Annotated in this window: 23 protein-coding genes and 1 riboswitch; of the genes, 11 read left to right on the top strand and 12 right to left on the bottom strand. The window is 72.7% G+C overall.

The window, feature by feature from the left end:
- Positions 1-19: 19 nt before the first annotated feature.
- The gene (locus ABZX67_RS08435; protein WP_355356231.1) at positions 20-484 is read right to left on the bottom strand and encodes a M23 family metallopeptidase; all 465 of its coding nucleotides are present in this window, start codon (positions 482-484) and stop codon (positions 20-22) included.
- A 242-nt stretch (positions 485-726) separates the two neighbouring features.
- On the opposite strand from ABZX67_RS08435, the gene rpsB reads away from it, so the two are divergent.
- The 11 genes from rpsB (at position 727) to ABZX67_RS08380 (ending at position 13,536) form a co-directional block, all read left to right on the top strand.
- Positions 727-1,632 (top strand): 30S ribosomal protein S2, encoded by a 906-nt coding sequence (gene rpsB, locus ABZX67_RS08430; RefSeq protein WP_355356229.1) that lies wholly within the window; start codon positions 727-729, stop codon positions 1,630-1,632.
- 99 nt (positions 1,633-1,731) lie between these two features.
- Positions 1,732-2,568, top strand: a complete 837-nt coding sequence (gene tsf / locus ABZX67_RS08425; RefSeq protein WP_355356227.1) for a translation elongation factor Ts — start codon at positions 1,732-1,734, stop codon at positions 2,566-2,568.
- A 160-nt stretch (positions 2,569-2,728) separates the two neighbouring features.
- Positions 2,729-3,493, top strand: a complete 765-nt coding sequence (gene pyrH, locus ABZX67_RS08420) for a UMP kinase (protein ID WP_355356225.1) — start codon at positions 2,729-2,731, stop codon at positions 3,491-3,493.
- Between the two features lie 105 nt (positions 3,494-3,598).
- Positions 3,599-4,156, top strand: coding sequence for a ribosome recycling factor (gene frr / locus ABZX67_RS08415; protein ID WP_355356223.1), 558 nt, complete (start codon positions 3,599-3,601; stop codon positions 4,154-4,156).
- The gene (locus ABZX67_RS08410) at positions 4,156-5,325 is read left to right on the top strand and encodes a phosphatidate cytidylyltransferase (protein WP_355356221.1); all 1,170 of its coding nucleotides are present in this window, start codon (positions 4,156-4,158) and stop codon (positions 5,323-5,325) included. The genes frr and ABZX67_RS08410 overlap by 1 nt, the downstream gene beginning before the upstream one ends.
- Before the next feature lie 155 nt (positions 5,326-5,480).
- A complete protein-coding gene (rlmN, locus tag ABZX67_RS08405) occupies positions 5,481-6,593 on the top strand; it encodes a 23S rRNA (adenine(2503)-C(2))-methyltransferase RlmN (protein WP_355356219.1) in 1,113 nt (370 codons plus the stop codon).
- Between the two features lie 29 nt (positions 6,594-6,622).
- Positions 6,623-6,732, top strand: a riboswitch (TPP riboswitch).
- Between the two features lie 76 nt (positions 6,733-6,808).
- Positions 6,809-7,906: a thiamine ABC transporter substrate-binding protein gene (locus tag ABZX67_RS08400; RefSeq protein WP_355356217.1), complete on the top strand. Its 1,098-nt coding sequence runs from the start codon at positions 6,809-6,811 to the stop codon at positions 7,904-7,906.
- 47 nt (positions 7,907-7,953) lie between these two features.
- Entirely contained in the window at positions 7,954-9,558 is a 1,605-nt protein-coding gene (locus ABZX67_RS08395; protein WP_355356346.1) for an iron ABC transporter permease, read from the top strand.
- 2 nt (positions 9,559-9,560) lie between these two features.
- The gene (locus ABZX67_RS08390; RefSeq protein WP_355356215.1) at positions 9,561-10,577 is read left to right on the top strand and encodes an ABC transporter ATP-binding protein; all 1,017 of its coding nucleotides are present in this window, start codon (positions 9,561-9,563) and stop codon (positions 10,575-10,577) included.
- 86 nt (positions 10,578-10,663) lie between these two features.
- Positions 10,664-11,803: a glutamate--cysteine ligase gene (locus tag ABZX67_RS08385; protein ID WP_355356213.1), complete on the top strand. Its 1,140-nt coding sequence runs from the start codon at positions 10,664-10,666 to the stop codon at positions 11,801-11,803.
- Between the two features lie 146 nt (positions 11,804-11,949).
- A complete protein-coding gene (locus tag ABZX67_RS08380; protein WP_355356211.1) occupies positions 11,950-13,536 on the top strand; it encodes an NAD(P)-binding domain-containing protein in 1,587 nt (528 codons plus the stop codon).
- A gap of 80 nt (positions 13,537-13,616) precedes the next feature.
- On the opposite strand, the gene fusA is transcribed toward ABZX67_RS08380, so the two are convergent.
- The 11 genes from fusA to ABZX67_RS08325 all read right to left on the bottom strand — a co-directional run bounded on the left by fusA (position 13,617) and on the right by ABZX67_RS08325 (position 25,948).
- Positions 13,617-15,668: an elongation factor G gene (gene fusA, locus ABZX67_RS08375; RefSeq protein ID WP_355356209.1), complete on the bottom strand. Its 2,052-nt coding sequence runs from the start codon at positions 15,666-15,668 to the stop codon at positions 13,617-13,619.
- 348 nt (positions 15,669-16,016) lie between these two features.
- On the bottom strand, positions 16,017-16,703 hold the full coding sequence (locus tag ABZX67_RS08370; RefSeq protein WP_355356207.1) for a restriction endonuclease: 687 nt from the start codon (positions 16,701-16,703) through the stop codon (positions 16,017-16,019).
- 13 nt (positions 16,704-16,716) lie between these two features.
- Positions 16,717-17,187: a hypothetical protein gene (locus ABZX67_RS08365; RefSeq protein WP_355356205.1), complete on the bottom strand. Its 471-nt coding sequence runs from the start codon at positions 17,185-17,187 to the stop codon at positions 16,717-16,719.
- Positions 17,187-17,831, bottom strand: a complete 645-nt coding sequence (locus ABZX67_RS08360; RefSeq protein WP_355356203.1) for a hypothetical protein — start codon at positions 17,829-17,831, stop codon at positions 17,187-17,189. The genes ABZX67_RS08365 and ABZX67_RS08360 overlap by 1 nt, the downstream gene beginning before the upstream one ends.
- Positions 17,832-17,952: 121 nt before the next feature.
- A complete protein-coding gene (locus ABZX67_RS08355) occupies positions 17,953-19,245 on the bottom strand; it encodes a PP2C family protein-serine/threonine phosphatase (RefSeq protein WP_355356201.1) in 1,293 nt (430 codons plus the stop codon).
- Between the two features lie 177 nt (positions 19,246-19,422).
- Complete coding sequence (locus ABZX67_RS08350; RefSeq protein WP_355356199.1) at positions 19,423-20,544, bottom strand: LOG family protein; 1,122 nt, start codon at positions 20,542-20,544, stop codon at positions 19,423-19,425.
- Between the two features lie 28 nt (positions 20,545-20,572).
- Positions 20,573-21,814, bottom strand: coding sequence for an alpha/beta hydrolase (locus tag ABZX67_RS08345; RefSeq protein ID WP_355356197.1), 1,242 nt, complete (start codon positions 21,812-21,814; stop codon positions 20,573-20,575).
- Between the two features lie 165 nt (positions 21,815-21,979).
- Positions 21,980-23,140, bottom strand: a complete 1,161-nt coding sequence (locus ABZX67_RS08340; protein WP_355356195.1) for a hypothetical protein — start codon at positions 23,138-23,140, stop codon at positions 21,980-21,982.
- Positions 23,122-23,856: an ATP-binding cassette domain-containing protein gene (locus ABZX67_RS08335; protein ID WP_355356193.1), complete on the bottom strand. Its 735-nt coding sequence runs from the start codon at positions 23,854-23,856 to the stop codon at positions 23,122-23,124. Before ABZX67_RS08335 ends, ABZX67_RS08340 begins: the two co-directional genes overlap by 19 nt.
- Before the next feature lie 221 nt (positions 23,857-24,077).
- Positions 24,078-25,457, bottom strand: a complete 1,380-nt coding sequence (locus ABZX67_RS08330; RefSeq protein ID WP_355356191.1) for an aspartate aminotransferase family protein — start codon at positions 25,455-25,457, stop codon at positions 24,078-24,080.
- Positions 25,442-25,948 carry an Lrp/AsnC family transcriptional regulator gene (locus ABZX67_RS08325; protein ID WP_355356189.1) on the bottom strand — a complete coding sequence of 169 codons (507 nt, stop codon included), beginning with the start codon at positions 25,946-25,948 and terminating at the stop codon, positions 25,442-25,444. The genes ABZX67_RS08330 and ABZX67_RS08325 overlap by 16 nt, the downstream gene beginning before the upstream one ends.
- Positions 25,949-26,138 lie beyond the last annotated feature (190 nt).

Raw genomic sequence — 26,138 nt, 5'->3', positions numbered from 1 at the left:
CGGGTGAGTGGTGCGGCCCTCACGGGCCGCTCAGCGGCAGCAACCGGGACGGCCGGCGCGGCAGCAGCGCCAGGGGGTTGAGGTAGGTGTCGCCCCGGCGCAGGCTCCAGTGGAGGCAGGTCGGGGCGCAGTGGGGGCGCGCGCCGGTCAGGACCGCCACCACCTCGCCCTCCGCGACCTCGGCGCCCGCGCGCACCAGGGGCCGGACCGGTTCGTAGGACGTCCGCAGGGGCGGACCCGGGCTCGGGTGCGTGATCGTCAAGACGCCCCGGCCCGCCACCGGGCCCGCGAACGTGACCCGGCCCGCGGCCGCCGCGCGGACCGGGGTGCCCGGCGCGGCCGCCAGGTCCACGCCCCGGTGCCCCGGGCCGTACGGGGAGGCGGGCGGCTCCCAGCCGCGGACGACCGGGGGCCGCGGCGGCCCCACCGGCCAGGTGCCGGTCAGGGCGGTCGCGAGTGTGAGCAGCAGGGTGATCAGGCGCATGGGGCCAATGTGGGGCATCGGGGCCGCGCGCGTCGGGGGCTGTGGATGGACGAGGTCTTGTGGACAGCGCCGTCACCCGGCGGCGCCCGGGTCCCGTACACTTCTTCTGGCGACCCGGGCCACCGGGTCGACTTCGCACGCCCCGCCACCGCCCTCAAAAGTCGTGGTAGCGCTCTTCGGTCCCTTGTGGCAGCAGCGCGTCGGGGCGTCAGGACACAACCGAGATCCAAGGAGATACGGCCATGGCCGTCGTCACGATGCGGGAGCTGCTGGAGAGCGGCGTCCACTTCGGTCACCAGACCCGTCGCTGGAACCCGAAGATGAAGCGCTTCATCTTCACCGAGCGCAACGGCATCTACATCATCGACCTGCTCCAGTCGCTGTCGTACATCGACCGCGCCTACGAGTTCGTCAAGGAGACCGTCGCGCACGGCGGCTCCATCATGTTCGTGGGTACCAAGAAGCAGGCCCAGGAGGCCATCGCCGAGCAGGCGACCCGCGTCGGCATGCCGTACGTCAACCAGCGTTGGCTCGGTGGCATGCTCACCAACTTCTCCACCGTCTACAAGCGCCTTCAGCGTCTGAAGGAGCTCGAGGCGATTGACTTCGAGGACGTCGCCGCGTCCGGTCTGACCAAGAAGGAGCTTCTCGTGCTGTCGCGCGAGAAGGCCAAGCTGGAGAAGACCCTCGGCGGTATCCGCGAGATGCAGAAGGTGCCGAGCGCCGTCTGGATCGTCGACACCAAGAAGGAGCACATCGCCGTCGGTGAGGCGCGCAAGCTCCACATCCCGGTCGTCGCGATCCTCGACACCAACTGCGACCCCGACGAGGTCGACTACAAGATCCCGGGCAACGACGACGCGATCCGCTCCGTCACCCTGCTCACCCGCGTGATCGCCGACGCCGTCGCCGAGGGCCTCATCGCCCGCTCCGGCGCCGCCACCGGCGACCAGAAGCCGGGCGACAAGGCCGCCGGTGAGCCGCTGGCCGAGTGGGAGCGCGACCTGCTCGAGGGCGAGAAGAAGGAAGCCTCCGACGAGGCTCCCGAGGCCGCCGAGAAGCCGGCCGAGGCTGCCGCCGAGGCTCCGGCCGCCGAGGCCCCCGAGGCCGCTGCCGAGGCTCCGGCCGCGGACGCCGAGCAGGCCTGACCTTTCAAGGTTCGGATGACGGCGGGGGCCCACAAAGCCCCCGCCGTCCACCCGTAGATCTTCGTAGATCTTCCAGACTTCGAGAGAGATTCACAGATCATGGCGAACTACACCGCCGCTGACGTCAAGAAGCTCCGCGAGCTCACCGGCGCCGGCATGATGGACTGCAAGAAGGCCCTGGACGAGTCCGACGGCAACGTCGACAAGGCCGTCGAGGCCCTGCGCATCAAGGGCCAGAAGGGCGTCGCCAAGCGCGAGGGCCGCTCCGCCGAGAACGGCGCCGTCGTCTCCCTCATCGCCGACGACAACACCTCCGGTGTCCTCGTCGAGCTGAAGTGCGAGACGGACTTCGTCGCCAAGGGTGACAAGTTCCAGGCCGTCGCCCACGCCATCGCCGAGCACATCGCCAAGACCTCCCCGGCCGACATCGAGGCGCTCCTCGCGTCCGAGATCGAGTCCGGCAAGACCGTCCAGGCGTACGTCGACGAGGCCAACGCCAACCTCGGCGAGAAGATCGTCCTGGACCGCTTCGCGCAGTTCAGCGACGGCTTCGTCACCGCGTACATGCACCGCACCATGCCCGACCTGCCCCCGCAGATCGGCGTCCTCGTCGAGCTCGACAAGGAGAACGCCGCGGTCGCGAAGGGTGTCGCGCAGCACATCGCCGCGTTCGCCCCGAAGTACCTCTCCAAGGACGACGTCCCGGCCGAGGTCGTCGAGGCCGAGCGCCGCGTCGCCGAGGAGACCACCCGCGCCGAGGGCAAGCCGGAGGCCGCGCTCCCGAAGATCGTCGAGGGTCGCCTCAACGGCTTCTTCAAGGACGCCACCCTCCTGGGCCAGCCGTACGCGCTGGACAACAAGAAGTCCGTCCAGCAGATCCTGGACGAGGCCGGTGTCACCCTGAAGCGCTTCACCCGCATCAAGGTCGGCATCTGAGCCGGTACGCGATCGACCGGGCAGCCCAGTAGGGTGGCCCACGTGGACGTCGGCGCGTAAGCGCACCGGACGCCCGCAGATCTGACGAGGAGGCCATTGCCGCTAGGGAGAGCAGTTACCCCGGCAATGGCCTTCTTCGTATGTGCACGAGGAGATCTCCATGAATCAGGGCGCCGCACAAGGCGACGACAACCACGGCAAAAAGGCCGGCCGCTTCATGCTGAAGCTGTCCGGTGAGGCGTTCGCCGGCGGGGGCGGCCTCGGCGTCGACCCCGACGTCGTACACGCCATCGCACGCGAGATCGCCGCGGTCGTACGCGACGGCGCGGAGATCGCCGTAGTGATCGGCGGCGGCAACTTCTTCCGCGGCGCCGAGCTCCAGCAGCGCGGCATGGACCGGGCCCGCTCCGACTACATGGGCATGCTCGGTACGGTCATGAACTGCCTCGCCCTCCAGGACTTCCTGGAGAAGGAGGGCATCGACTCCCGCGTCCAGACCGCCATCACCATGGGCCAGGTCGCGGAGCCGTACATCCCGCTCCGCGCCGTCCGCCACCTGGAGAAGGGCCGCGTCGTCATCTTCGGCGCCGGTATGGGCATGCCCTACTTCTCCACCGACACCACCGCCGCGCAGCGCGCCCTGGAGATCGACGCCGAGGCGCTCCTCATGGGCAAGAACGGCGTGGACGGCGTCTACGACTCCGACCCGAAGACCAACCCGGACGCGGTGAAGTTCGACGCGCTGGAGTACGGCGAGGTGCTCTCCCGCGACCTCAAGGTCGCCGACGCCACCGCCATCACCCTCTGCCGCGACAACAACCTCCCGATCCTGGTCTTCGAACTGCTCGCGGCGGGCAATATCGCCCGTGCGGTGAAGGGTGAGAAGATCGGCACTCTCGTGAGCGACCAGGGCACCAGGAACTGACCCACCCTCCCCGGTGCCCTGATCCCGGGGATGGACAAAGCCCTGCCGGTCGGACACCGTGCAGAGCGTAAAGACGCGCCTACTCAAGACACGCAGGAGCAAGTGGTGATCGAAGAGACCCTCCTCGAGGCAGAGGAGAAGATGGAGAAGGCCGTCCTGGTCGCCAAGGATGACTTCGCCGCGATCCGTACCGGCCGCGCGCACCCCGCCATGTTCAACAAGATCGTGGCCGACTACTACGGTGCCCTCACGCCGATCAACCAGCTGGCGTCGTTCTCCGTGCCGGAGGCGCGCATGGCCGTGGTGACGCCGTTCGACAAGAGCGCGCTGCGCAACATCGAGCAGGCCATCCGCGACTCGGACCTCGGCGTCAACCCGAGCAACGACGGCAACATCATCCGGGTGGTGTTCCCCGAGCTCACCGAGGACCGCCGCCGCGAGTACATCAAGGTCGCCAAGACCAAGGCCGAGGACTCGAAGGTGTCGATCCGCTCGGTGCGCCGCAAGGCCAAGGACGCCTTCGACAAGGCGGTCAAGGACGGCGACATCGGCGAGGACGAGGGCCGTCGCGCCGAGAAGGACCTCGAGGACCTCACCCACAAGTACGTCGCGCAGGTGGACGAGCTGCTCAAGCACAAGGAAGCCGAGCTGCTCGAGGTCTGATGAACGACTCTTCCTGGGGGACCCCGCCGAAAGGCGGCCACTGGGGTCCGCCCGACCAGGGGTACGCTCCGGGGGCACACGCCCCGGAGGCCCCGGCGGGCCCCGCATATGAGGGGCATGGAGCGGGCCGGACGCGCCCCATGCCCGTCGTACCCGCCGATGTTCCCCCTGGCGGACACGCCGGAGGACACGTCGGCGGAGACCAGGACGACGACCACCGTGACCGGGGGACCGCTCGGCTGAGCGGTCCCCTGTTCCGTGACGAGATGCCGCAGGAGCCCATGCCCACGCCGCCGTCGGGAGCGACGCAGCCTCCGGAGCAGCCGGGTCCGCCCCACCAGCCCCAGCAGAAGAAGCGGGCCGGGCGCGACCTGAGGGCCGCCATAGGGGTCGGCGTCGGCCTCGGCGCGGTCATCATCGCGTCGCTCTTCATCCTCAAGGACGTGTTCGTCGGCGTCATCGCGGTCGCCGTCGTGGTGGGGCTGTGGGAGCTGACCTCGCGCCTTCAGGAGCGCAAGTCCATCAAGGCCCCGCTCGTGCCGCTCGCCCTGGGCGGTGTGGCGATGGTCGTCGCCGGATACGTACGCGGCGCCGAGGGCGCGTGGGTGGCGATGGCGCTCACCGCGCTCGCCGTGCTCGTGTGGCGGATGACGGAACCGCCCGAGGGCTACCTCAAGGACGTCACGGCCGGCCTCTTCGCCGCCTTCTACGTGCCGTTCCTGGCGACCTTCGTGGCGCTGATGCTCACCGCCGACGACGGTTCGTGGCGGGTGCTCACCTTCCTGCTGCTCACCGTGGTCAGCGACACCGGCGCGTACGCGGTCGGCTGGCGCTTCGGCAAGCGGAAGCTCGCGCCGCGCATCAGCCCCGGCAAGACGCGCGAGGGCCTGGTCGGCGCGGTGGCGTTCGCCATGGCGGCGGGCGCCCTGTGCATGGAGTTCGCCATCGATGGCGGCACCTGGTGGCAGGGCCTGCTGCTGGGCCTCGCGGTCGCGGTGAGCGCCACGCTCGGCGACCTCGGCGAGTCGATGATCAAGCGGGACCTGGGCATCAAGGACATGGGCACCCTGCTCCCGGGTCACGGCGGAATCATGGACCGGCTGGACTCGCTGCTGCCGACGGCGCCGGTGGTGTGGCTGCTGCTGGTGCTGTTCGTCGGCGCCGGCTGACAGGAACAGGCCGAACCGCCGTCCGGTTACCCTGGAAGGGCTCGTCGCATCGAGGCGGCGGGCCCTTTCGGCCCCGCGGCGTCACGCGGGGATCATCCGGTGAGGTCCCCCGGCTCAGCTCCCGCGGCCTCGTCTTTACTGAGGAGTACCAGGTCATGCCACGCCCCGCCCCGGGAGAGCTCACCTTCGTCGCGCCCCGCGGAGCCGTGAAGCCGCCGCGGCACCTCGCCGACCTCACGCCCGCCGAGCGCAAGGAAGCGGTGGCCGCGATCGGCGAGAAGCCGTTCCGCGCCAAGCAGCTCTCCCAGCACTACTTCGCGCGGTACGCGCACGACCCCGCCGAGTGGACCGACATCCCGGCCGCCTCGCGCGAGAAGCTCGCCGCCGAGCTGCTGCCGGACCTCATGAGCGTCGTACGGCACATCTCGTGCGACGACGACACCACCCGCAAGACCCTGTGGCGGCTGCACGACGGCACGCTCGTCGAATCGGTCCTCATGCGCTACCCGGACCGCGTGACGATGTGCATCTCGTCGCAGGCGGGCTGCGGCATGAACTGCCCCTTCTGCGCCACCGGCCAGGCCGGCCTCGACCGGAACCTGTCGACCGCCGAGATCGTGCACCAGATCGTCGACGGCATGCGGGCGCTCAGGGACGGTGAGGTGCCGGGAGGCCCCGCCCGCCTCTCCAACATCGTCTTCATGGGCATGGGCGAGCCGCTCGCCAACTACAAGCGGGTCGTGGGCGCCATCCGGCGGCTGACCGACCCCGAGCCCGACGGCCTCGGCCTGTCGCAGCGCGGCATCACCGTCTCGACCGTCGGCCTCGTGCCCGCGATGCTGCGCTTCGCCGACGAGGGCTTCAAGTGCCGCCTCGCCGTCTCGCTGCACGCCCCCGACGACGAGCTGCGCGACACGCTGGTCCCCGTCAACACCCGCTGGAAGGTCCGGGAGGTGCTGGACGCCGCCTGGGAGTACGCCGAGAAGTCCGGCCGCCGCGTGTCCATCGAGTACGCCCTCATCCGCGACATCAACGACCAGGCCTGGCGCGGCGACCTGCTGGGTCGCCTCCTCAAGGGCAAGCGCGTCCACGTCAACCTCATCCCGCTGAACCCGACCCCCGGCTCGAAGTGGACCGCCTCGCGCCCCGAGGACGAGAAGGCGTTCGTCGAGGCGATCGCCGCCCACGGCGTACCGGTCACCGTCCGTGACACCCGCGGGCAGGAGATCGACGGCGCCTGTGGACAGCTCGCGGCCGCCGAACGCTGAGCTTGTACTCTGAGCTCGAACACATCTGCATATTCCGACAGGGGAGCGCCACAGCGCTGAGAGTGCAGCACCGTCAGGCTGCAGACCCTCTGAACCTCGCCCAGGTCATTCTGGGTAGGAAGTTCGGTCGTTACTCGAGCTGTTGCGCCCTGCCCATCCCTTCGAGGGGTGGGCGGGGCCGCGTCTCTTCCTGGACACCCCCAGGAGGAATCTCAGTGAGCACCACCAAGAAGATCACGGTCGGCGCCCTCGCCGCCGCGCTGGGCGTCACGACGCTCACCGCCTGCGGCGACGGCGGCTCGGACAAGGCGTCCGACGGCGGCGGTACGAAGTCGAAGACCGTGACGCTCGTCAGCCACGACTCCTTCAACGCCTCCAAGGAGGTCCTGAAGGAGTTCACCAAGGAGACCGGCTACACCGTCAAGGTGCTGAAGAGCGGCGACGCCGGCGAGGCCGTCAACAAGGCGATCCTCACCAAGGGCGCCCCGCAGGGGGACGTCTTCTTCGGCGTCGACAACACCCTGCTCTCGCGCGCCCTCGACAACGGCCTCTTCGAGCCGTACGAGGCCAAGGGCCTGGACCGGGTCCCCGCCGACGTACAGCTCGACAAGGACAAGCACCGCGTCACGCCCGTCGACACCGGCGACATCTGCGTCAACTACGACAAGAAGTACTTCGCGGACAAGAAGCTCGCGCCGCCGCAGACCTTCGACGACCTCGCCAAGCCGCAGTACAAGGACCTCCTCGTGGTCGAGAACCCGGAGCGCTCCTCGCCCGGCCTCGGCTTCCTGCTCGGCACGGCCGCCCAGTACGGCGATGAGGGCTGGCAGGACTACTGGAAGAAGCTGAAGGCCAACGGCGTCAAGGTCGTCGACAGCTGGGAGCTCGCCTACAACCAGGAGTTCTCCGGCTCGGCCGGCGGCAAGCAGGCCAAGGGCGACCGGCCGCTCGTCGTCTCGTACGCCTCCAGCCCGCCGGTCGAGGTGCTCTACGCCGACCCGCAGCCGGCCGAGGCGCCGACCGGGGTCTCCACCGGCACCTGCTTCCGCCAGATCGAGTTCGCCGGCCTGCTGACGGGGGCGAAGAACCCGGAGGGCGGCAAGGCCCTGATCGACTTCATGATCGGCAAGAAGTTCCAGGACGACATGCCGCTCCAGATGTTCGTGAACCCGGTCGCCAAGGACGCGGCGCTGCCGGAGCTCTTCTCCCAGCACGGCGTGACGGTGGACAAGCCGCACACCGTCGCCCCCGAGAAGATCGCCGAGAAGCGTGACGGGTGGATCCGGTCGTGGTCCTCGCTCGTCCTGAAGTAGGCGCCTCCCGCGACCCCCTCAAGCGCGGCGCGCTGCGGGCGGGGCTCATGGTCCTGCCTGTGGCGTTCTTCGCCCTCTTCTTCGCCTACCCCGTCGCCGCGATCGTCGGCCGGGGCCTGCGGGCGGAGGACGGCGCCTGGCGGTTCGGGCGGCTCGGCGAGGTGCTGGGCCGCCCGGACATCCTGGACGTGCTCTGGTTCACCACCTGGCAGGCGCTCGCCTCCACCGCGCTGACGTTGCTGGTCGCGCTGCCCGGCGCGTACGTCTTCGCCCGCTTCGACTTCCGCGGCAAGGGGGTGCTGCGGGCGGTCGTCACCGTGCCGTTCGTGCTGCCGACCGTCGTCGTCGGCACGGCGTTCCTCGCGCTCGTCGGGCGGGGAGGGCTCCTGGACGAGCTGTGGGGCGTGCGGCTGGACACCACCGTGTGGGCGATCCTGCTGGCGCACGTCTTCTTCAACTACGCCGTCGTCGTCCGTACGGTCGGCGGCCTGTGGGCGCAGCTCGACCCGCGCCAGGAGGAGGCCGCGCGGGTGCTCGGCGCCTCCCGTTTCGGGGCGTGGCGGCGGGTGACCCTGCCCGCGCTCGCGCCCGCGGTGGCCGCCGCCGCCCTGATGGTCTTCCTCTTCACGTACACCTCCTTCGGCGTCGTACAGATCCTCGGCGGGCCCGCGTACGCCACGCTGGAGGCGGAGATCTACCGCCAGACCGCGCAGCTGCTCGACCTGGAGACGGCGGCCGTGCTCACGCTGGTGCAGTTCGCGGCCGTCGGCGCCGTCCTCGCCGTGCACGCCCGGACGGTACGCAGGCGGGAGACCGCGCTGAAGCTGGTGGACGCCGCCATGACCGCGCGGAGGCCGCGCGGTGCCGGGCAGTGGGCGCTGCTGGGCACCGTCCTCGTGACGATCGTGCTGCTGCTCGTACTGCCGCTCGCCGTGCTCGTGCAGCGTTCCTTCGACGGGGGGCTCGGTTACTACCGGACGCTCGGGGACGCCGACGCGGGCGGCGGGACCTTCCTCGTGCCGCCGGTCGAGGCGATCGGGAACTCGCTGGAGTACGCGCTCGCCGCCACCGCGATCGCGCTGACCGTCGGGGGGCTCGCGGCCGCGGCGCTCACCCGGCGGGCCGGCCGGCTGGTGCGCGGCTTCGACGCGCTGCTGATGCTGCCGCTCGGCGTGTCCGCCGTCACCGTCGGCTTCGGCTTCCTCATCACGCTGGACGAGCCGCCGCTCGACCTGCGCTCGTCGTGGATCCTGGTGCCGCTGGCCCAGGCCCTCGTCGGCGTGCCCTTCGTCGTACGGACCATGCTGCCGGTGCTGCGGGCCGTGGACGAGCGGCTGCGGGAGGCGGCGGCCGTGCTCGGGGCGTCGCCGTGGCGCGTGTGGCGCGAGGTGGACCTGCCGCTGGTGCGTCGGGCGCTGCTGGTGGCGGCCGGGTTCGCGTTCGCGGTGTCGCTGGGCGAGTTCGGCGCGACCGTCTTCATCGCGCGGCCCGACAACCCGACGCTGCCGGTGGCCGTCGCCCGGCTCCTCGGCCGGCCCGGGGAGCTCACCTACGGACAGGCCATGGCCCTGTCGACGATCCTGATGGTGGTGTGCGCCGTGGCGCTGCTGCTGCTCGAACGTATCCGTGTCAACCGCTCCGGGGAGTTCTGACCATGCTGCGCCTTGACGGCGTGACCGTACGCTTCGGGGCCCGCTCCGCCCTCGACGCGGTGGACCTGGCGGTCGCCGACCACGAGATCGTGTGCGTGCTCGGCCCGAGCGGCAGCGGCAAGTCGACCCTGCTGCGGGTCGTCGCCGGGCTCCAGCCCGTGGACGGCGGCCGGGTGCTGCTAAACGGCGCGGACCAGGCGGGCGTGCCGGTCCACCGGCGCGGCGTCGGGCTGATGTTCCAGGACCACCAGCTCTTCCCGCAGCGGGACGTCGCCGGAAACGTCGCCTTCGGGCTGCGCATGCGCGGCGCCGCCAAGCCGGAACAGGCCGCGCGCGTGACCGAGCTGCTGGAGCTGGTGGGCCTGCCGGGCGCCGAGCGCCGGGCGGTGGCCGCCCTCTCCGGCGGCGAGCAGCAGCGCGTGGCCCTCGCCCGGGCGCTGGCGCCCAGCCCGCGGCTGCTCATGCTCGACGAGCCGCTGGGGCAGCTGGACCGGGGGCTGCGGGAGCGGCTCGTGGTGGAGCTGCGGCACCTGTTCGGGCGGCTCGGGACGACGGTGCTCGCCGTCACGCACGACCAGGGCGAGGCGTTCGCGCTCGCCGACCGGGTCGTGGTGATGCGCGACGGGCGCGTCGAGCAGAGCGGTACGCCGCTGGAGGTGTGGCGCCGCCCGGCCTCCGAGTTCGTCGCCCGCTTCCTGGGCTTCGACAACGTGGTGGCGGCGACGGTCGCCGGCGAGGCGGCCGACACCGCCTGGGGCAAGGTCCCCGTGCCCGCCGGTGCCCCGCAGGGCGCCACCCGCCTGCTGGTCCGCCCCGCCGGCGTCCGGCTCGGCGACCCGGCGGACGGCCTGCGCTGCGAGGTCGACGCCCGCACCTTCCGCGGCCACCACGTCGCCGTCCGGCTCCGCCCGGAGTCCGGCCCGCCGCTGGAGGCGGAGTGCGCGCTGCGCGACGCGCCCGAGGAGGGCGCGGTGGTCGGGGTGACGTTCGCGGCGGACGAGGTCGTGGTGCTGGACTGAGGCGGCGGACGCGTCGTTGACGGTCCGTCAGACCCCTGTCATGGTGGGCAGGTTGCGCACCGCACCCGGCTCAGGCTGGAGGGTCCATGGACGGGTACGGCACTTTGGCGATGGGGGTCGAGGAGGAGCTCCTCCTCGTCGACGCCGCGACCCTGACCGCCGCGCCCGGCGCCCCGGACGTCCTGAAGCACTGCGCGAGCGACGCGGACGAAGCGGCCGGCCGGTTCTCCGCCGAGATCACCACGCTCCAGGTGGAGACCAAGAGCGCCCCGCACCTCGACGCCCGCGACCTGGGCGACGAGTTGCTCGCCCTGCGGCGCACGGTCGCGCGCGCCGCCGAGCGGGAGGGGCTGCGGGTCGTCGCGTCCGGGCTGCCCGTGCTCGGGGACGTCGTCCCGCCGCCCATGACCGAGGGGGAGCGGTTCGCCGAGGGCACGGCGACCTACCGCGCCCTCCACGACGAGATGTCGATGTGCGCCTTCCAGGTGCACATCGACATCCCCGACCTGCCCCGCGCCCTCGACGTCGGCAACCGCCTCCGCCCCTGGCTGCCGGTGCTGCTCGCGCTGGCGGCCAACTCCCCGTACTTCGCGGGCCGCGACACCGGCTACGCCGCGTGGCGCGCGCTCGCCTGGGCGCGCTGGCCGGTGGCCGGGCCACCGCCGTACTTCCACTCGCCCGCGCATTACGAGGACGTCCTCGGCGCCCTGGGGGAGGCGGGCGCACTGATCGATCGCGGGACCGTCTTCTGGGACGTGCGCCCCTCGGCCCGGCTGCCCACCCTGGAGGTGCGTGTCGCCGACACGACCGGCACCGCGGCCGAGTCGGCGTTCCTCGCGGCGCTGGTACGCGCCCTGGTCGCGGTGGCGCTGCGGGAGGGCGAGCGCGGCGCGCCCGCGCCCGCGCCGTCGGCGGAGCTGCTGCGCGCCGCCTACTGGCGGGCGGCCCGGGACGGGCTGGGCGGCATGGGGCTCGACGTGGCCACCGGGAAGGCCGTCCCCGCGCCGCTGCTGGCCGAGCGGATGGTCGCGTACGCCCGTCCGGCGCTCACGCGCCACGGGGACGCCGACCTGGTGGACGCGGGGCTGCGGTGGCTCCTGCGCCACGGCTGCGGGGCCGCCCGACAGCGCGCCGCGGCCGCCGCGGCGGGTTCCCTCGCCGGTGCCGTGCGGTGGCTGGTCGAGCAGACGCGGGCGGAGGGGTTCCCCGATCCGGGCGGGCGTTGACGGGACTACGCATCGGGCGGTCCCCGGCGAGAGACGGGAGGCGTAGGCATGGCGCAGTGGCCGGCGACCGTCCTGCGCGGCCGCCGACGCCGGGCGATGATGGCGGCACCAATCGATCCTGAGCGCGGCGGAGGGGGCAGGCGCCGATGGTGACAGCGGACAAGAACGCGGCGACGGGGGAGCACCACCGCCATGTGGTGCTCGGGGCCGGGCCGGCGGGGCTCCAGCTTGGGTGCTTCCTGACGGCGGCCGGCGCCGACCACGTCGTACTGGAACGGGAGGACGCCCCCGGCGGCTTCTTCCGGCGCTACCCCCGCCACCGGCGGCTGATCTCCCTCAACAAGGTGCACACCGTCGAGGAGGACCCGGAGATCCGGCTCCGCTGGGACTGGAACTCGCTGCTGTCCCCCACCTCGCGGCCGCTGTTCCCCGACTACAGCACCGACTGGTTCCCGCACGCCGACACCATGACCGCGTACCTGGAGGACTTCCAGCGCGCCCACGTCCCGCACGTACGCTTCGGGGCCGACGTCACCCGCATCGCCCGCGACGGCCGCGGTTTCTCCCTGACCGCGGCCGACGGCCGGCTCTTCACCTGCGACTGCCTGATCGTCGCGACGGGGTGGGGCGGCCCGTACGTCCCCGCCGTCCAGGGGATCGAGTACGCGCAGGGCTACGAGTCCGCGCCGCTCGACCCGGACGCGTACCGGGGCAAGCGGGTGCTGATCATCGGCAAGGGCAACTCCGCCTTCGAGACCGCGACCCCGCTCCTCGACCACGCGGCGCTCGTCCACCTCGCCTCCCCGAACCCGACGCGCCTCGCCTGGCACAGCAAGCACCCCGGCGACGTACGCGGCCAGTACGGAGCGCTGCTCGACAGCTACTGGTTCAAGACGCTGCACGGGGTCCTGGAGTGCGAGATCGACGAGATACGCCCGGTCGGCGACGCGTACCGGGTCGACATCACCTACACCCTCGCCGACGGGGAGCACGAGTCACTGGAGTACGACACCGTCATCCGGTGCACCGGCTTCCGGATGGACGACTCGCCCTTCGATGAGGACTGCCGCCCGGACCTCGCCCCGTCCGGGCGCTTCCCCGCGACCGGACCCGACTGGCAGTCGGTCAACGTCGATGGGCTCTACTTCGCCGGCACCCTCGCCCAGGCCCGCGACACCAAGCACGCCGCGTCGCCCTTCATCGACGGCTTCCGTTACAACCTGCGCACCCTGGCGCGCCTCCTCGCCGAGCGGTACGACGGACGCCCGCTGGAGTACGGGGTCGTCGACGCCGACCCGGACCGCCTCGCCGACACGATGCTGGACCGCGTCAACTGGTCCTCGGCGCTGTGGACGCAGTTCGAGTACCTGGTCGACGTGTTCGTCGTCGACGGGGGAGACGGGGCCGGCGGGGCCGACGGGCGCGTACGCGTACGGCACTACGAGGACCTGCCCGAGGACTACGCGGTGGCCCGCTTCGGGGACCGGGAGCACTTCTACACGCTGGGGCTGCGCTGGGGCCGCCAGGAGCACGCCGACATCTTCGCCATCCGCCGCAGCCCCGTGCCCGAGCGGGCCCACGAGTCGGCGTTCCTCCACCCGGTGATCCGCCGCTACCGGCACGGGCACCTGGTGGCCGAACGCCATCTGCTGGAGGACCTGCGGGCCCAGTGGCGCCGCCCCGACCGGCACGTGGAACCGTTGCGGGCGTTCCTGCGGGAGCAGGAGCGGTAGGACCAGCGCGAGGCGGCCCCGCCCCAACCTCGGGCGGGGCCGCCCGCGTATCACCGGGTCACCGGGACCTCACCGGGACCTCACCGGGACCTCACCTTCAGCACCTGCTCCGACACCGCCGCCGGGACGGGCGCGTATCCGGCCGGCCGCGTGGTGAAGGTGCCCCGGCCCTGGGTGCGCCCGCGCAGCCGGGACGCGTACCCGAACAGCTCCGCCAGCGGCACGGTCGCCGTGACCACGGCCGTGCCGGCCCGGGCGGTGGAGCCCGAGACCCGGCCGCGGCGCGCCGCCAGGTCGCCGAGCACACCGCCCACGGCGTCGTCGGGCACGGTCACCGTGACCTCGACGACCGGTTCGAGCAGCGTCATCACGCTCGCACGCAGCGCCTCGCGCAGCGCCAGCCGGCCGGCGGTGCGGAAGGCCATCTCCGACGAGTCCTTGACGTGGGTGGACCCGTCGGTCAGGGTCACCCGGACCCCGGTCACCGGGTGGCCGCCCAGCGGCCCCTCGGCCAGGGCGTCTCGGCAGCCGGCCTCCACCGCCCGGACGTACTCCTGCGGTACGCGCCCGCCCACGACGGCCGACCCGAAGACCAGGTCGTCCGGCGTGCCGTCCTGGGCCTCGACGTCCAGGACGACATGGGCGAACTGGCCCGCGCCGCCGTCCTGCTTGACGTGCCGGTACGTCAGCCCGGACACCCCGCGCACGACCGTCTCGCGGTAGGCCACGTGCGGCCGGCCGACCCGGACCTCCAGCCCGTGGGCCCGGCGGACCTTCTCCACCGCCACCTCCAGGTGCAGTTCGCCCATCCCCGACAGCACCGTCTGACCCGTCTCCGGGTCGGTCCGCACGGTCAGGGAGGGGTCCTCCTCGACGAGCCGGGCCAGCGCCGTCGCCAGCCGGTCGGTGTCCAGGCTCCGGCGGGGCTCCACCGCCACCGAGACCACCGGGTCCGCCACCGCGGGCGGCTCCAGGACCAGCGGGGCCCCGGGCGCGCACAGGGTGGTCCCGGCGCGGGCGCCCTTCAGCCCCACCACCGCGACGATGTCCCCGGCCCACGCCCGGTCCACCTCCGCGTGCCGGTCGGCCTGGACCCGCAGGATCCGGCCGATCCGCTCCGTACGGCCCGTGCCCATGTCCAGCACCGCGTCCCCCTTCCGTACCGTGCCCGCGTACACCCGCAGACAGGACAGCCGGCCGGTGGCGGTCGCCTGCACCTTGAAGACCAGCGCGGCGAAGGGCGCCCCCGGGTCGGCGGGCCGCTCCTGCACCGTGCCGTCCAGCGTGCCGCGCACCGGCGGGACGTCCACGGGTGACGGGAGGTACGCCACGACGGCGTCCAGCAGCGGCTCGACCCCGCGGTCGCGGTACGCCGCGCCGCACAGCACCACCACACCCTCGCCGCCGCGGGTCAGGTCGCGCAGCGCCACCGCCAGCGTCCCGTCGGAGACCCCGGAGCCGGTGCAGAACTCCTCCAGCGCCGCCGGGTGGAGCTCCGCCACGGCCTCCTCCAGCAGCCGCCGGCGCCGTTGCGCCTCGTCGCGCAGCGCCCCGGGGACCGGGGCCTCCGTGTACGAGCCGCCGCCGGCTCCCCAGAGCAGCGCGCGCATGCGGACCAGGTCCACCACGCCGGTGAAGCCGCCCTCGCGCCCGATCGGCAGCTGGACCACCAGCGGCACCGTGCCCAGCCGCTGCCGCAGGGAGTCGACCGCCGTGTCGAGGTCGGCGCCCGCGCGGTCCAGCTTGTTGACGAAGGCGATCCGCGGCACGCCGTGCCGGTCGGCCTGGCGCCACACCGCCTCGCTCTGCGGCTCGACGCCCGCGACGGCGTCGAACACCACGACCGCTCCGTCCAGGACCCGCAGCGATCTCGCCACCTCGTCGGAGAAGTCGACGTGACCGGGCGTGTCGATGAGGTTGATCCGGTGGCCGTCCCAGTCGCAGCTGACCGCCGCGGCGAAGATGGTGATCCCCCGGTCGCGCTCCTGCGGGTCGAAGTCGGTGACGGTCGTCCCGTCGTGGACCTCACCGCGCTTGTGGGTGGCGCCGGTGGCGTACAGGATCCGTTCGGTGAGGGTGGTCTTGCCGGCGTCGACGTGGGCGAGGATGCCGAGGTTTCGTACGGTACGCATGCGCATGGCCTGAGGCCTTTCGGTGATCGCGAGCAGGGCGGCGCGATTCCCGGGACGAGGCGGGCGGACGACGGCACGCCGACGCGCCCCTCCGTGGGGGCGCAGCGGGCGTGGGTGCCGAGGTGTCAGATGCTCGTCACGGGCATCCGGTGGCGGCCGCGCAGCCGGCACCGGGCGGACGAGGACACCGGGATCACGTCGTACCGCGAGCGGGGAACGGCGACGGCGGTGTGGTCACGCACGTCGGGCTCCCCTCGATGGCCGGATGGCGCGCCGCGGTGTCGTGACGGCGCGTCAGCGAGCGTAGCGAGCGGGGCCGGCCAGGACACCTTGATTTTCCGTGGGGGCTCACCGGCCGGGGGACCACGGAGCGGGTCCCGTGCCGTCCGTCCAGGCGTCGAGCGCCGCGCGGTCGCAGCAGACGATGCCGCACTGGGCGGCGTACTCCATGGCCGGTTCGGTGAAGTCGCTGCTCGTCACGACGGCGGCCACGTCCGCCTCGTGCACGGCGAAGCAGGTGCCGCCGAAGCGCTGCACGTCCTGCGAGCCGACCTTGTTGCCCGGGGCGTAGTGCTTGCACTGGAGCACCACGCGCCGCCCGTCGGGGGCGGTGGCGACGACGTCGGCGCCCAGGTCTCCCGCGCCGCCGACGACGTCGACGTCGACGCAGCCGTCCCGGATACAGAGCTCCGCCACGGCCCGCTCGAAGGCGTCCGCGTCCATGGCGTCGTAGTCGACGGGGGCCGCGGGAGCCGTCGCGGCGGCGGCCCGGCGGCGGCTGCGTGCCGCCGCCCGGACCAGGACCGCGGCGACCGCCACCAGGCCGAGGGCCGCGAGGAGGGCGCCCGGTACGTCCGAGGCGTCACCGGCGGCCGCGCGGACGGTGGTCGCGGCGCCGCAGACGACGGTGCCCACGAGCCCGACGGCCAGCACGACGTCACGCAGCCGGAGGCGCGGCCGCCGGGCAGGGGCACCCGGACCGGGACCGGCTCCGGTGCGTGCGGGGGCCCGCGGGCGGGTGGGGGAGGTCGTCACAGCGGCCTCTCGCTCACAGGCGCAGCAATCGGTCCGTCAGATCCCGGTACGTCCGCAGCGTGACGCGCAGCTGCTCCGTGTCGACCGTGCCTGCCGGGCTGCCCGCACCGGTCGTGCCGGCCGTGTCGGCCGGGCTGCCTGTACCGGCCGTGCCTGCCGGGCCGGTTGCGCCGCCGTCGCCGTCCCATGCCGTACGGAGCCGGTGACGCTGCTCGTTCAGGGCCTTGGTGAGGTGCTCGGCCGCCTCCTCCATGGCTCCCGCGGCCTCCTCCACGGCGCGCCGCGGATCGTCGACGAAGCCGTTCACCGCGTGCTGGACGCGCCGCGCCAGCGCGTCGCGTTCGGAGTCGCCCAGCAGCGCCCGCTCGTCCGGGCGGGGGCCCTGCGCCGACGGCTTGGCGTGCACCGGGACCACCACCGCCGGTGCGTGGGGGCCCGGCCGGGCGTCCGTGTGCTGCGGTATCCGGGTGGGGTCGACGCTCATCAGATTCCACTTCCCTTCGGCTTCAGCGAGTGGCGCGCACGCGGCAGATGGCGGTCACCGTGCGCCGCCGCGCGTTCATCGTGGCGCCGGTGCCCCCGTCGCCCTTCGCTGATCAGCTCGTCGAAGAGCCCGCGGGCTTCGAGCAGGGCCGTGCGCAGTTCCTCGGTGCTGGTGCCGGCCCCTTCCGGGCGGGCGGCACGGCGTACGCGGCGGTAGGCGTCGACGTTCCCGGGGTGGTGCACCGACAGCGCCGCCGCCTGGTCCTCGTACGCGGTCGCGGCCGGGAAGCCGCGCTCCTGCGCCAGACCGGCCAGCAACTCGCCCGCCTCCGTGACCGCTTCGCGCGGCGCGTCGACGAACCGCTTCTGCAGCGCCTCCCAGCGCTCGGCGTACCGCGCCCGCGTCTCGGGGACGAGCGGCCGCGACCGCAGGTGCCCGAACCGCTCGACCCGCCCGGCGAGCTCCCGCTCGGCGGCCTCGGTGTCACCGCCGTGACGGGCCACGGTCAGGTCGTACTCGGGCCCGAACCGCCGCTGCAGCGCGGGGCCGCCGAGCCCGCGCGACCGGCTCCTCCAGACGTACAGCGCCGCGCCCACGACGGCGACCAACACGATCAGGGCGACGACGATCAGGACAGTGGACATGACTGCCTTCCTCGATCCGTTTGTGCCCAAAGGCTGTTGGGATCGCAGGTTGCCCCGATTCGTCGCGCGAAACGGCGAGACGGCGAGACGCTCTCTAGACCTGAGCCGGGGGAACCATGCGTCATAGCGCAGGCACAGCACCCGTCGACTCACATGGCAAGCAAGAGCCGCGGGACGCCAGGCCGGTCCGGTCGGCTGCCTCGTCGGGGGGTGCCAGGTGGGGGCCGATCCACTCGCACAGCAGGACGGTGGCGTCGTCCTCGAGGTGCCCGTCGTGGTACTCCAGAACGGCATGGACGAGACGGCGCAGCGTCTCGGGGACGGGAAGGCCGTCGGCGTGGTGGCGGATGAGGAATTCGGTGAAGCGGTCCAGGCCGAACTCGGGGCCGCCGGGGCGGCGGGCCTCGGTGATGCCGTCGGTGTACAGGACGATGCGGTCGCCGGGCTGCAGCTGCTCCTGGCACACGGTGGTGGGCAACCCGAGACCCGTGCCCATGGGGTGGGCCGGCCGGCAGGCGAGGTTGGCGGTCCAGCGGTTGTCGCGGATGATGATCGGCGGGTGGTGCCCGCGGTTGACCCACTGCAGCAGGCCGGTGCGGGTGTCGAGGGTGGCCAGGATGCCGGTGACGTAACGCTTGCGGTCGTACTGCTCGATGAGGGCGGCCTCGACGGCCTCGCCCCTGCCGATGAGGTCGGCGCCCTGGCGGCGCGAGTTGCGGCAGGCTCCCAGGGCGAGCGTCGCGGACAGGCCGGCGGCGGTGTCATGGCCCATGGCATCGAAGATCGCCAGGTTGACCAGCGGGCCGTCGATGGCGTACTCGAACATGTCGCCGCTGATCTGGTAGGCGGGCTCCAGGGAGGCGGAGATCGCCACGCGTCCGTCCGCGTACGTACGGGGGGACATCAGATGCCACTGCATCTCCGCGGCGAGACTGACCGGTTGGGCGCGGACCAGCTTGGCCAGCGCGTCGCTCGTGCCGCGCTTGCTGATGATGATCAGTGCGACGAGCCCTGCCAGCGCCTCCATGTCCTGGCGGACGTGTGCGTCGTCGCGGCCGGTGGCGATCCGCATCAGCCCGATGCGCTCGGTCCCGTCCAGCAGCGGCACCCACCATGTGGACACGCCGTCCTCCGCCGGGCAGGCGGGCAGGACGTCACCGTACTGGAAGGCGCGCCCGGCGATCGTGCCCTCGATCGGCAGCGCGCGTTGCCCGCCCGTGCCCTGCGCTCCCTCTCCCGTGAGCGGGCACAGAAGCGTGCGCTGCAAGTCCGCCAGGTAGATCGACGCGTGAGGGAAACCGGCGCCACGCGCGCACTCGGACACCTTGGCCGGCAGCGACTCGACCGGCATCAGGTGGCTGGCAGCCAGCAACCCCGCGAGCATCACCCGCCCGCCCTCGCTGCTCTCCTCCATCAGAGCGCACCCCCAATCATCGCCACCACGCTCCCTTCGGTTCAGAAACCTCGCCTGCCCCGGACTGCCGCCTTTGATCCCTCGGATCGCTTGAACGAGGGGGCGTGCGGGGTGCCGGACCAGGAGCGGGCCGGACATGCCGACCACCGGGCGCGGGGACGCTCGACAAGACACCCCCTAGGCGGTCGACAGCCGCGCCAGGGCCTCCGGGGCCTCGTCCACGGTGTCGACCAGCGCGATCCGCGCCTCCATCGCACGGTCGGCGGCCAGCGCCCGCAGCAGGGGCCAGGCCGGCAGGTGGTCCGTCCAGTGGGCGCGGTTCACCAGGACCATGGGGGTCGGCTCCCCGCGCGACTCGTAGTAGTTGGGGGTGGTGTTGTCGAAGACCTCCTGCACGGTGCCGGCCGCGCCGGGCAGGAAGACGACGCCCGCGGTGCAGCGGGCCAGCAGCCCGTCCTCGCGGGTGGCGTTGGAGAAGTACTTGGCGATGTGCTGGGCGAACGCGTTCGGCGGCTCGTGCCCGTAGAACCAGGTCGGGATGCCCACCGAGTCACCGCCTCCCGGCCGGCGCGAGCGCACCTCGAACGCCGCGCGCGCCCAGTCGCCCACCGACGCGCCGTACGACGGCTCCTTGCCGAGCAGCAGCAGCGCCTCGTCCAGCATCGCGTCCTCGAACGGGGCGGCGTACGCGCCCAGGTTGGCCGCCTCCATCGCGCCGGGCCCGCCGCCGGTCGCGACCGTCAGCCCGGTACGGGCGAGGGTACGGCCGAGGCGCGCGGCGCCGGCGTACGCGTCGGTGCCGCGCGCCATGGCGTGGCCGCCCATCACGCCGACGACCCGCGCCCCGGCGAGGTGCTCGTCGAGCGCGTCGGAGACCGAGTCGTCGTGGACGGCGCGCAGCATCGACGCGAAGACGTCCCCGTCCGCCTTGGTCCGCTGGAACCAGGCGTGCGCGCGGGCGTCGGCCGTCGCCTCGTACCCGTATCCGTCGCCGTCGAGGCCGGCGTACAGCTCGTCGGGGGAGTACAGCAGCCCCCGGTACGGGTCGAACGGCAGGTCCGGTACGGGCGGGAAGACGAGCGCCCCGTCGGCGCGCACCTTCGCCGCCGCGTCCGGCTCCATCGGGCAGCCGAGGAATATCGCGCCGGTCGTCGGTGCGGCGAGCAGCGCCGCCGTACGGTCCGTCAGGTCGACGGACTGGACGCGGTGTCCGACGAGGCTGCCGCGCGCGACGACCTCGTCGAACTCCCGCAGCGTCTCGATCTCGCGGTCGTGGCCGTGCCGTGGAGTGTGTGCCATGCGGCCACGATAGGCGTAGCCGGCTTCCTCAGCCGGACCTGTGGAAAACCACCTCCGGGTGCTCCGCCGACGGGCCGTCCAGCAGGGGTTGGGCCGCGCCCTTGAGGTGCAGGTCGAAGAAGGCGGCCACATAGCGGCGGGTGATGGCCTGCGACCGGTCGCCCGACAGCGGCTCGTCCGGCGGGAGGAGCCCCAGCTGATCGGCGAGCACCGGTACGTCGGTGAAGGTGAAGTGCCCGGAGCCGGTCACCTTCAGCCAGCGCTTCCAGCCGTCGAGGCGCGGCCAGCTCTCCACCCAGGAGCTCTGTTCCTCCTCGGTGCCCATCGCCATGAAGGGGCGGCCGCCGAGGCCGCCGGCCGGCACCGTGTCGAAGAAGCCGCCGTCCAGGTTGGCCCCCGCGCGCACGCGCGGGTCGCGCGCCATGGTGGCGGCGGCGGAGGCGCCGCCGATGGAGTGGCCCGCCATGCCGATCCTCGTGCGGTCGATCAGTCGCGCGTGCCGCCAGGCCGGGTGGGGGTTGGTCAGCCGGTCGATCAGGAAGGAGACGTCCTGGGCACGGACGCGGGGCACGGCGCCGTAGCCGGCCTCCCGCACCTTGTCGCAGGCGGCACAGGTGAGGAGCCGCCCGCCCGGGAACGCGGTGCCCACCCACACGTAGGCGTGGTCGACGGCGGCCACGACGTACCCCCGGGCGGCCAGGTCCTCGGCGAGCAGCGTGAGGGTCGCGCGGTTGACGGTGAAGCCGGGCGACAGGACGACGAGGGGGAACGTGCCGCGTACGGGGGCCGCCCCCAGGCGGGCGTGCGTGCGGGTGCCGCCGAGGGTCTCGGCGGGCACCGTGCCGGCCAGGTCCCGGTCCTCCAGGAAGGCCCGCGCCTCCGCGGTGGTCATGTACGGCGCCGTCCGGCCGCGCCCGGGGCGGGCCGGGTAGTACAGCGAGACCATCAGCTCCCGCGCCCCCGCCTCCGGGACCCACGGGTCGGGGCGGCCGGTGTCCACCAAGTGCAGGGTGTCGCGCCCCACGGCCAGGGGTCCGGTGGGGCGGGGCAGTGCGAGGCGTACGTGGTGGCCGTCGGCGGAGGCGGAGGCGGAGGCGGAGGTGGAGGCGGAGGTGGAGGCGGCAGGGGCGGAGGCGGAGGTGGAGGCGGCAGGGGCGGAGGCGGCGGAAGTGGCGGAGGCCGGGGGTAAGGCCTGGGCCGGTCCCGCACCGAGGGCGAGGAGGGACAGGCCGATCAGGGCGGCGGTGGCGCCGCGTGGCAGTCGGTTCATGGGGATCACGCTAAGGAGCGGGCGCTGCGGCCACCTCCTCCGGCGGGCCCGTCCCTTGATCGGCCCTCCGAAGGACCGAGGCCCCGGGGTCGTTCCGGAGACGGACGGTCCCCTACGACCAGCGTGCCGGTACGCGGCGGCGCGGCCCCGGCGCCCCCCGCGGCCTCACCGGCGCAGCGGCAGCACCACGAGCTCCGCGACCGCCCACGTCAGCGGCGCGAACACCACCAGCAGCACCAGCGCGCGCAGGGCCGCCGCCATGCGCAGCAGGCCGCGCGAGGCACCCAGGCGCAGCAGCGCGTCCTTGGTGTCGACGCGGGTCTGGCGCGACTCCAGCGCCGCCGTGAGCAGGGTGGCCGCCGTGCAGCCGAGGACCAGGCTCGCGCCGAGCCCGGTCAGCGGGCCGAAGGGGCGCACGCCCCCGTCGCCGTACAGCAGCGTCGCGGTAAGGGTCGCGGACGCCACCGCGCAGGCCACGCCCAGCGGCCGCCCGATGCGCCGCGCCTCCGCCATCAGCCCCCGCCCGGCCAGCAGCCGGGTGGCGCCCGGGCGCAGCGCCTGGAGGGCCCGCCCGCACAGATGGGTGACGCCTGGCCCGGTGAGGGCGAGGCCCACGGCGGTGAGCACCCAGCCGGCCAGCACGCCCCGGGGAGGCACCGCCGCCTCGGCGGAGGCGCCGCGCGCCGCGTACGTCCCGAGGGCGAGGCCCACCGCCATCAGGGCCACGCCCCACGGCAGGTCGGCCGGTGTGGTCAGGGGGCGGCGCGCCGGCTCCTCGTGCTCCTGCGGGGCGGCCCCGTCCCGAGGGAGCGGCGTGCGGCGCGGGCGCAGCGCCAGGGCCGCCGCCGCGGAGGCGGTCAGCGGGACGACGGCGAGCAGGGTGAGGGCTCCCGCCAGGGGCAGCGGTTGCCCGGCGGCCAGCAGCTCGGACGCCGCCCCGTCGAACGGCAGGCCGGTGAGGTCGCCGCGCAGGTGCAGGAAGACCAGCAGCGCGACCGCCGAGCCGAGCGCGCTGGACACGGCGGTCGACGCGGCGGCGAGCGCGGTCAGCCGCGCCGGGCCGAGCCCGATCGCCGACAGCCCCGGGCGCGGCCGCGTACCGGGGTCCGTACGAGCCACGGCGACGGCGAGGTGCACGGTCGCCGCCAGCGGCAGCGCGCACCACAGCAGGCGGCGCAGGGCCGCGGCGGAGTCGCCGGGGTGGCCGACGGCGTACCCCAGCGCGCACAGCAGCAGGAAGCCGACCCCGGCCGAGGCGGCCGCGACGAGCAGCCGGCGGAGCAGGACCAGCGGGTGGGCGCCCAGGGCTAGACGGAGAGCGAGCACGCGTCGCGCCCCTCCGCGTCGTGGAGCCGTACGGCGTCGGCGTTGACGCGCCGCCCGTCGAGGAGGTGGAGGGTGCGGTCGGCGACTGCGGCCACGTCCGCGTCGTGCGTGGCGAGGATCACCGTGATGCGGTGCGAGCGGGCCGCGGCGGTCAGCGTGCGCAGCACCTGCGCCCGGTCGGCACGGTGCAGGGGCGCGGTGGGCTCGTCGGCGAAGAGCACCGCCGGCATGGGCACCAGGGCGCGGGCGATGGCGACGCGCTGGCGCTGTGCCTGGAGCAGCGCGGCGGGGCGCTTGCGGGCGCAGTCGCCGATGTCGAGCCGCTCCAGCCACTCCATCGCGGCGGCCTTGGCGGCGCGGTGCGAGGAGCCGCGCAGTAGCAGCGGCAGGGCGGCGTTCTCCCAGGCGCGCAGCTCGGGGACGAGGGTGGGGTGCGGGTCGATCCAGCCGAGCCGGTCGCGGCGCAGCCGCTCGCGCTGGAGGGCGTTCATGGTGTGGACGGGGGCGCTGTTGAACCAGACCTCGCCGTCCTGGGGGACGAGCTGGCCGGACAGGCAGCGCAGCAGTGTCGTTTTGCCGCACCCCCGGGGGCCCGTCACGGCGAGGATCTCGCCCTCGCGCACACCGAGCGAGACGCCGCTGAGGGCGGGGGAGCCGCTGTGGGTGTGGTGGAGGGAACGCGCCCAGAGCACGTCGTTGTCCGGCGGGGCCACCATGGCGTACACCTCGGTCTCAGCTCGGTATCGGATTCCCCCGTATGGGGGAACGAAGGTCAGGGCCGATCGGTCACTGCGCACCGTAGGAATACATGACCGGGTGTATGAAAAGCACGCGGCCCGGGCCGCCCACATCACTCAGATGGGGCAGACCCGGGCCGCGTTCAGCCTACGATCGGACGATCAGGGACCGTGAGGGCGGTCCCGGAACGTTTCTGCGATCAGAGCTTCGTCCAGGCCTCGGTGAGGGTGGCCCGGAGGATCTGCTCGATCTCGTCGAACGTGGACTGGTTCGAGATCAGCGGCGGAGCCAGCTGGATGACCGGGTCGCCACGGTCGTCGGCACGGCAGTACAGACCGTTGTCGAACAGCGCCTTGGACAGGAAGCCGTACAGGACGCGCTCGGTCTCGTCGTCGTTGAACGACTCCTTGGTGACCTTGTCCTTGACGAGCTCGATGCCGTAGAAGAAGCCGTTGCCGCGGACGTCGCCGACGATCGGCAGGTCGTGCAGCTTCTGCAGGGTCGACAGGAAGTTGCCCTCGTTGTCGAGCACGTGCTGGTTGAGCTTCTCGTTCTCGAAGATGTCGAGGTTCGCGAGACCGACCGCCGCGGAGACCGGGTGGCCGCCGAAGGTGTAGCCGTGCAGGAAGGTGTTGTCACCCTTGTAGAACGGCTCGGCGAGCTTGTCCGAGATGATGCAGGCACCGATCGGGGAGTACCCCGAGGTCATGCCCTTGGCGCAGGTGATCATGTCCGGCACGTAGCCGAACTTGTCACAGGCGAAGGTCGTGCCCAGGCGGCCGAAGGCGCAGATGACCTCGTCGGAGACGAGCAGCACGTCGTACTGGTCGCAGATCTCGCGCACGCGCTGGAAGTACCCGGGCGGCGGCGGGAAGCAGCCACCGGCGTTCTGCACCGGCTCCAGGAAGACGGCCGCGACGGTGTCGGGGCCCTCGAAGAGGATCTGCTGCTCGATCTGGTCGGCGGCCCAGCGGCCGAAGGCCTCCGGGTCGTCGCCGAAGAGCGGCGCGCGGTAGATGTTGGTGTTCGGCACCTTGTGCGCGCCGGGGACCAGCGGCTCGAAGGGGGCCTTCAGGCCCGGCAGGCCGGTGATCGACAGGGCGCCCTGCGGGGTGCCGTGGTAGGCGACCGCGCGGGAGATGACCTTGTACTTGGTGGGCTTGCCGACCAGCTTGAAGTACTGCTTGGCGAGCTTCCAGGCGGTCTCGACCGCCTCGCCGCCACCGGTGGTGAAGAAGACCTTGTTGAGGTCGCCCGGGGCTTCGTTGGCGAGGCGCTCGGCCAGCTCGACGGCCTTCGGGTGGGCGTAGGACCACACCGGGAAGAAGGCGAGCTCCTGGGCCTGCTTGGCGGCGACCTCGGCGAGCTCCTTGCGGCCGTGGCCGGCCTGGACCACGAAGAGGCCGGCGAGGCCGTCGAGGTAGCGCTTGCCCTTGTCGTCGTAGATGTAGGTGCCCTCACCGCGGACGATGGTGGGGACGGGGCTGTTCTCGTACGACGACATGCGGGTGAAGTGCATCCACAAGTGGTCGTAGGCGGTCTTGGAGAGGTCCTTGCTCACGGCTATCGGGTTCCCCACATATAGGTCTGCTTCTTGAGCTTGAGGTAGACGAAGCTCTCGGTGGAGCGCACGCCGGGGAGTGTGCGGATGCGCCTGTTGATCACATCCAGCAGGTGGTCGTCGTCCTCGCAGACGATCTCCACCATGAGGTCGAACGAGCCCGCGGTCATCACCACGTACTCGCACTCGGCCATGGCCGTCACGGCGTCCGCGACCTGCTCCACATCGCCTTCGACGTTGATGCCGACCATCGCCTGCCGCCGGAAGCCCACGGTGAGCGGGTCGGTGACGGCGACGATCTGCATGACGCCTTGGTCGAGGAGCTTCTGGACGCGCTGGCGCACGGCCGCCTCGGAGAGGCCGACGGCCTTGCCGATGGCGGCGTACGGACGGCGTCCGTCCTCCTGGAGCTGTTCGATGATCGCCAGGGACACGGCATCGATCGCGGGGGACGATCCATTCCCGGTCCTGGTCTCTGCGCTTCGACTGGCCACGCATCCACTGTGCACCGAGTCTCGTCACTCGCGCAAGCCGAGAACGAGGAAATTCGTTGTTGCGGTGATCGAATACCACTGAATCCGAAGTTCTGGGGCGTCGGGCCTGTCGAAACCGTCACCGCAGCGACTAGGGTGGGCCTGTCCACTACTTGGACTTCGGACATTGAGTCACCGAGCACCACGAGATCGACAGGAGGGGTGG

It is taken from the genome of Streptomyces sp. NPDC003036 (assembly GCF_040611175.1).
Classification (GTDB): Bacteria; Actinomycetota; Actinomycetes; order Streptomycetales; family Streptomycetaceae; genus Streptomyces.
This window is presented reverse-complemented; position numbering and strand designations above follow the sequence as displayed.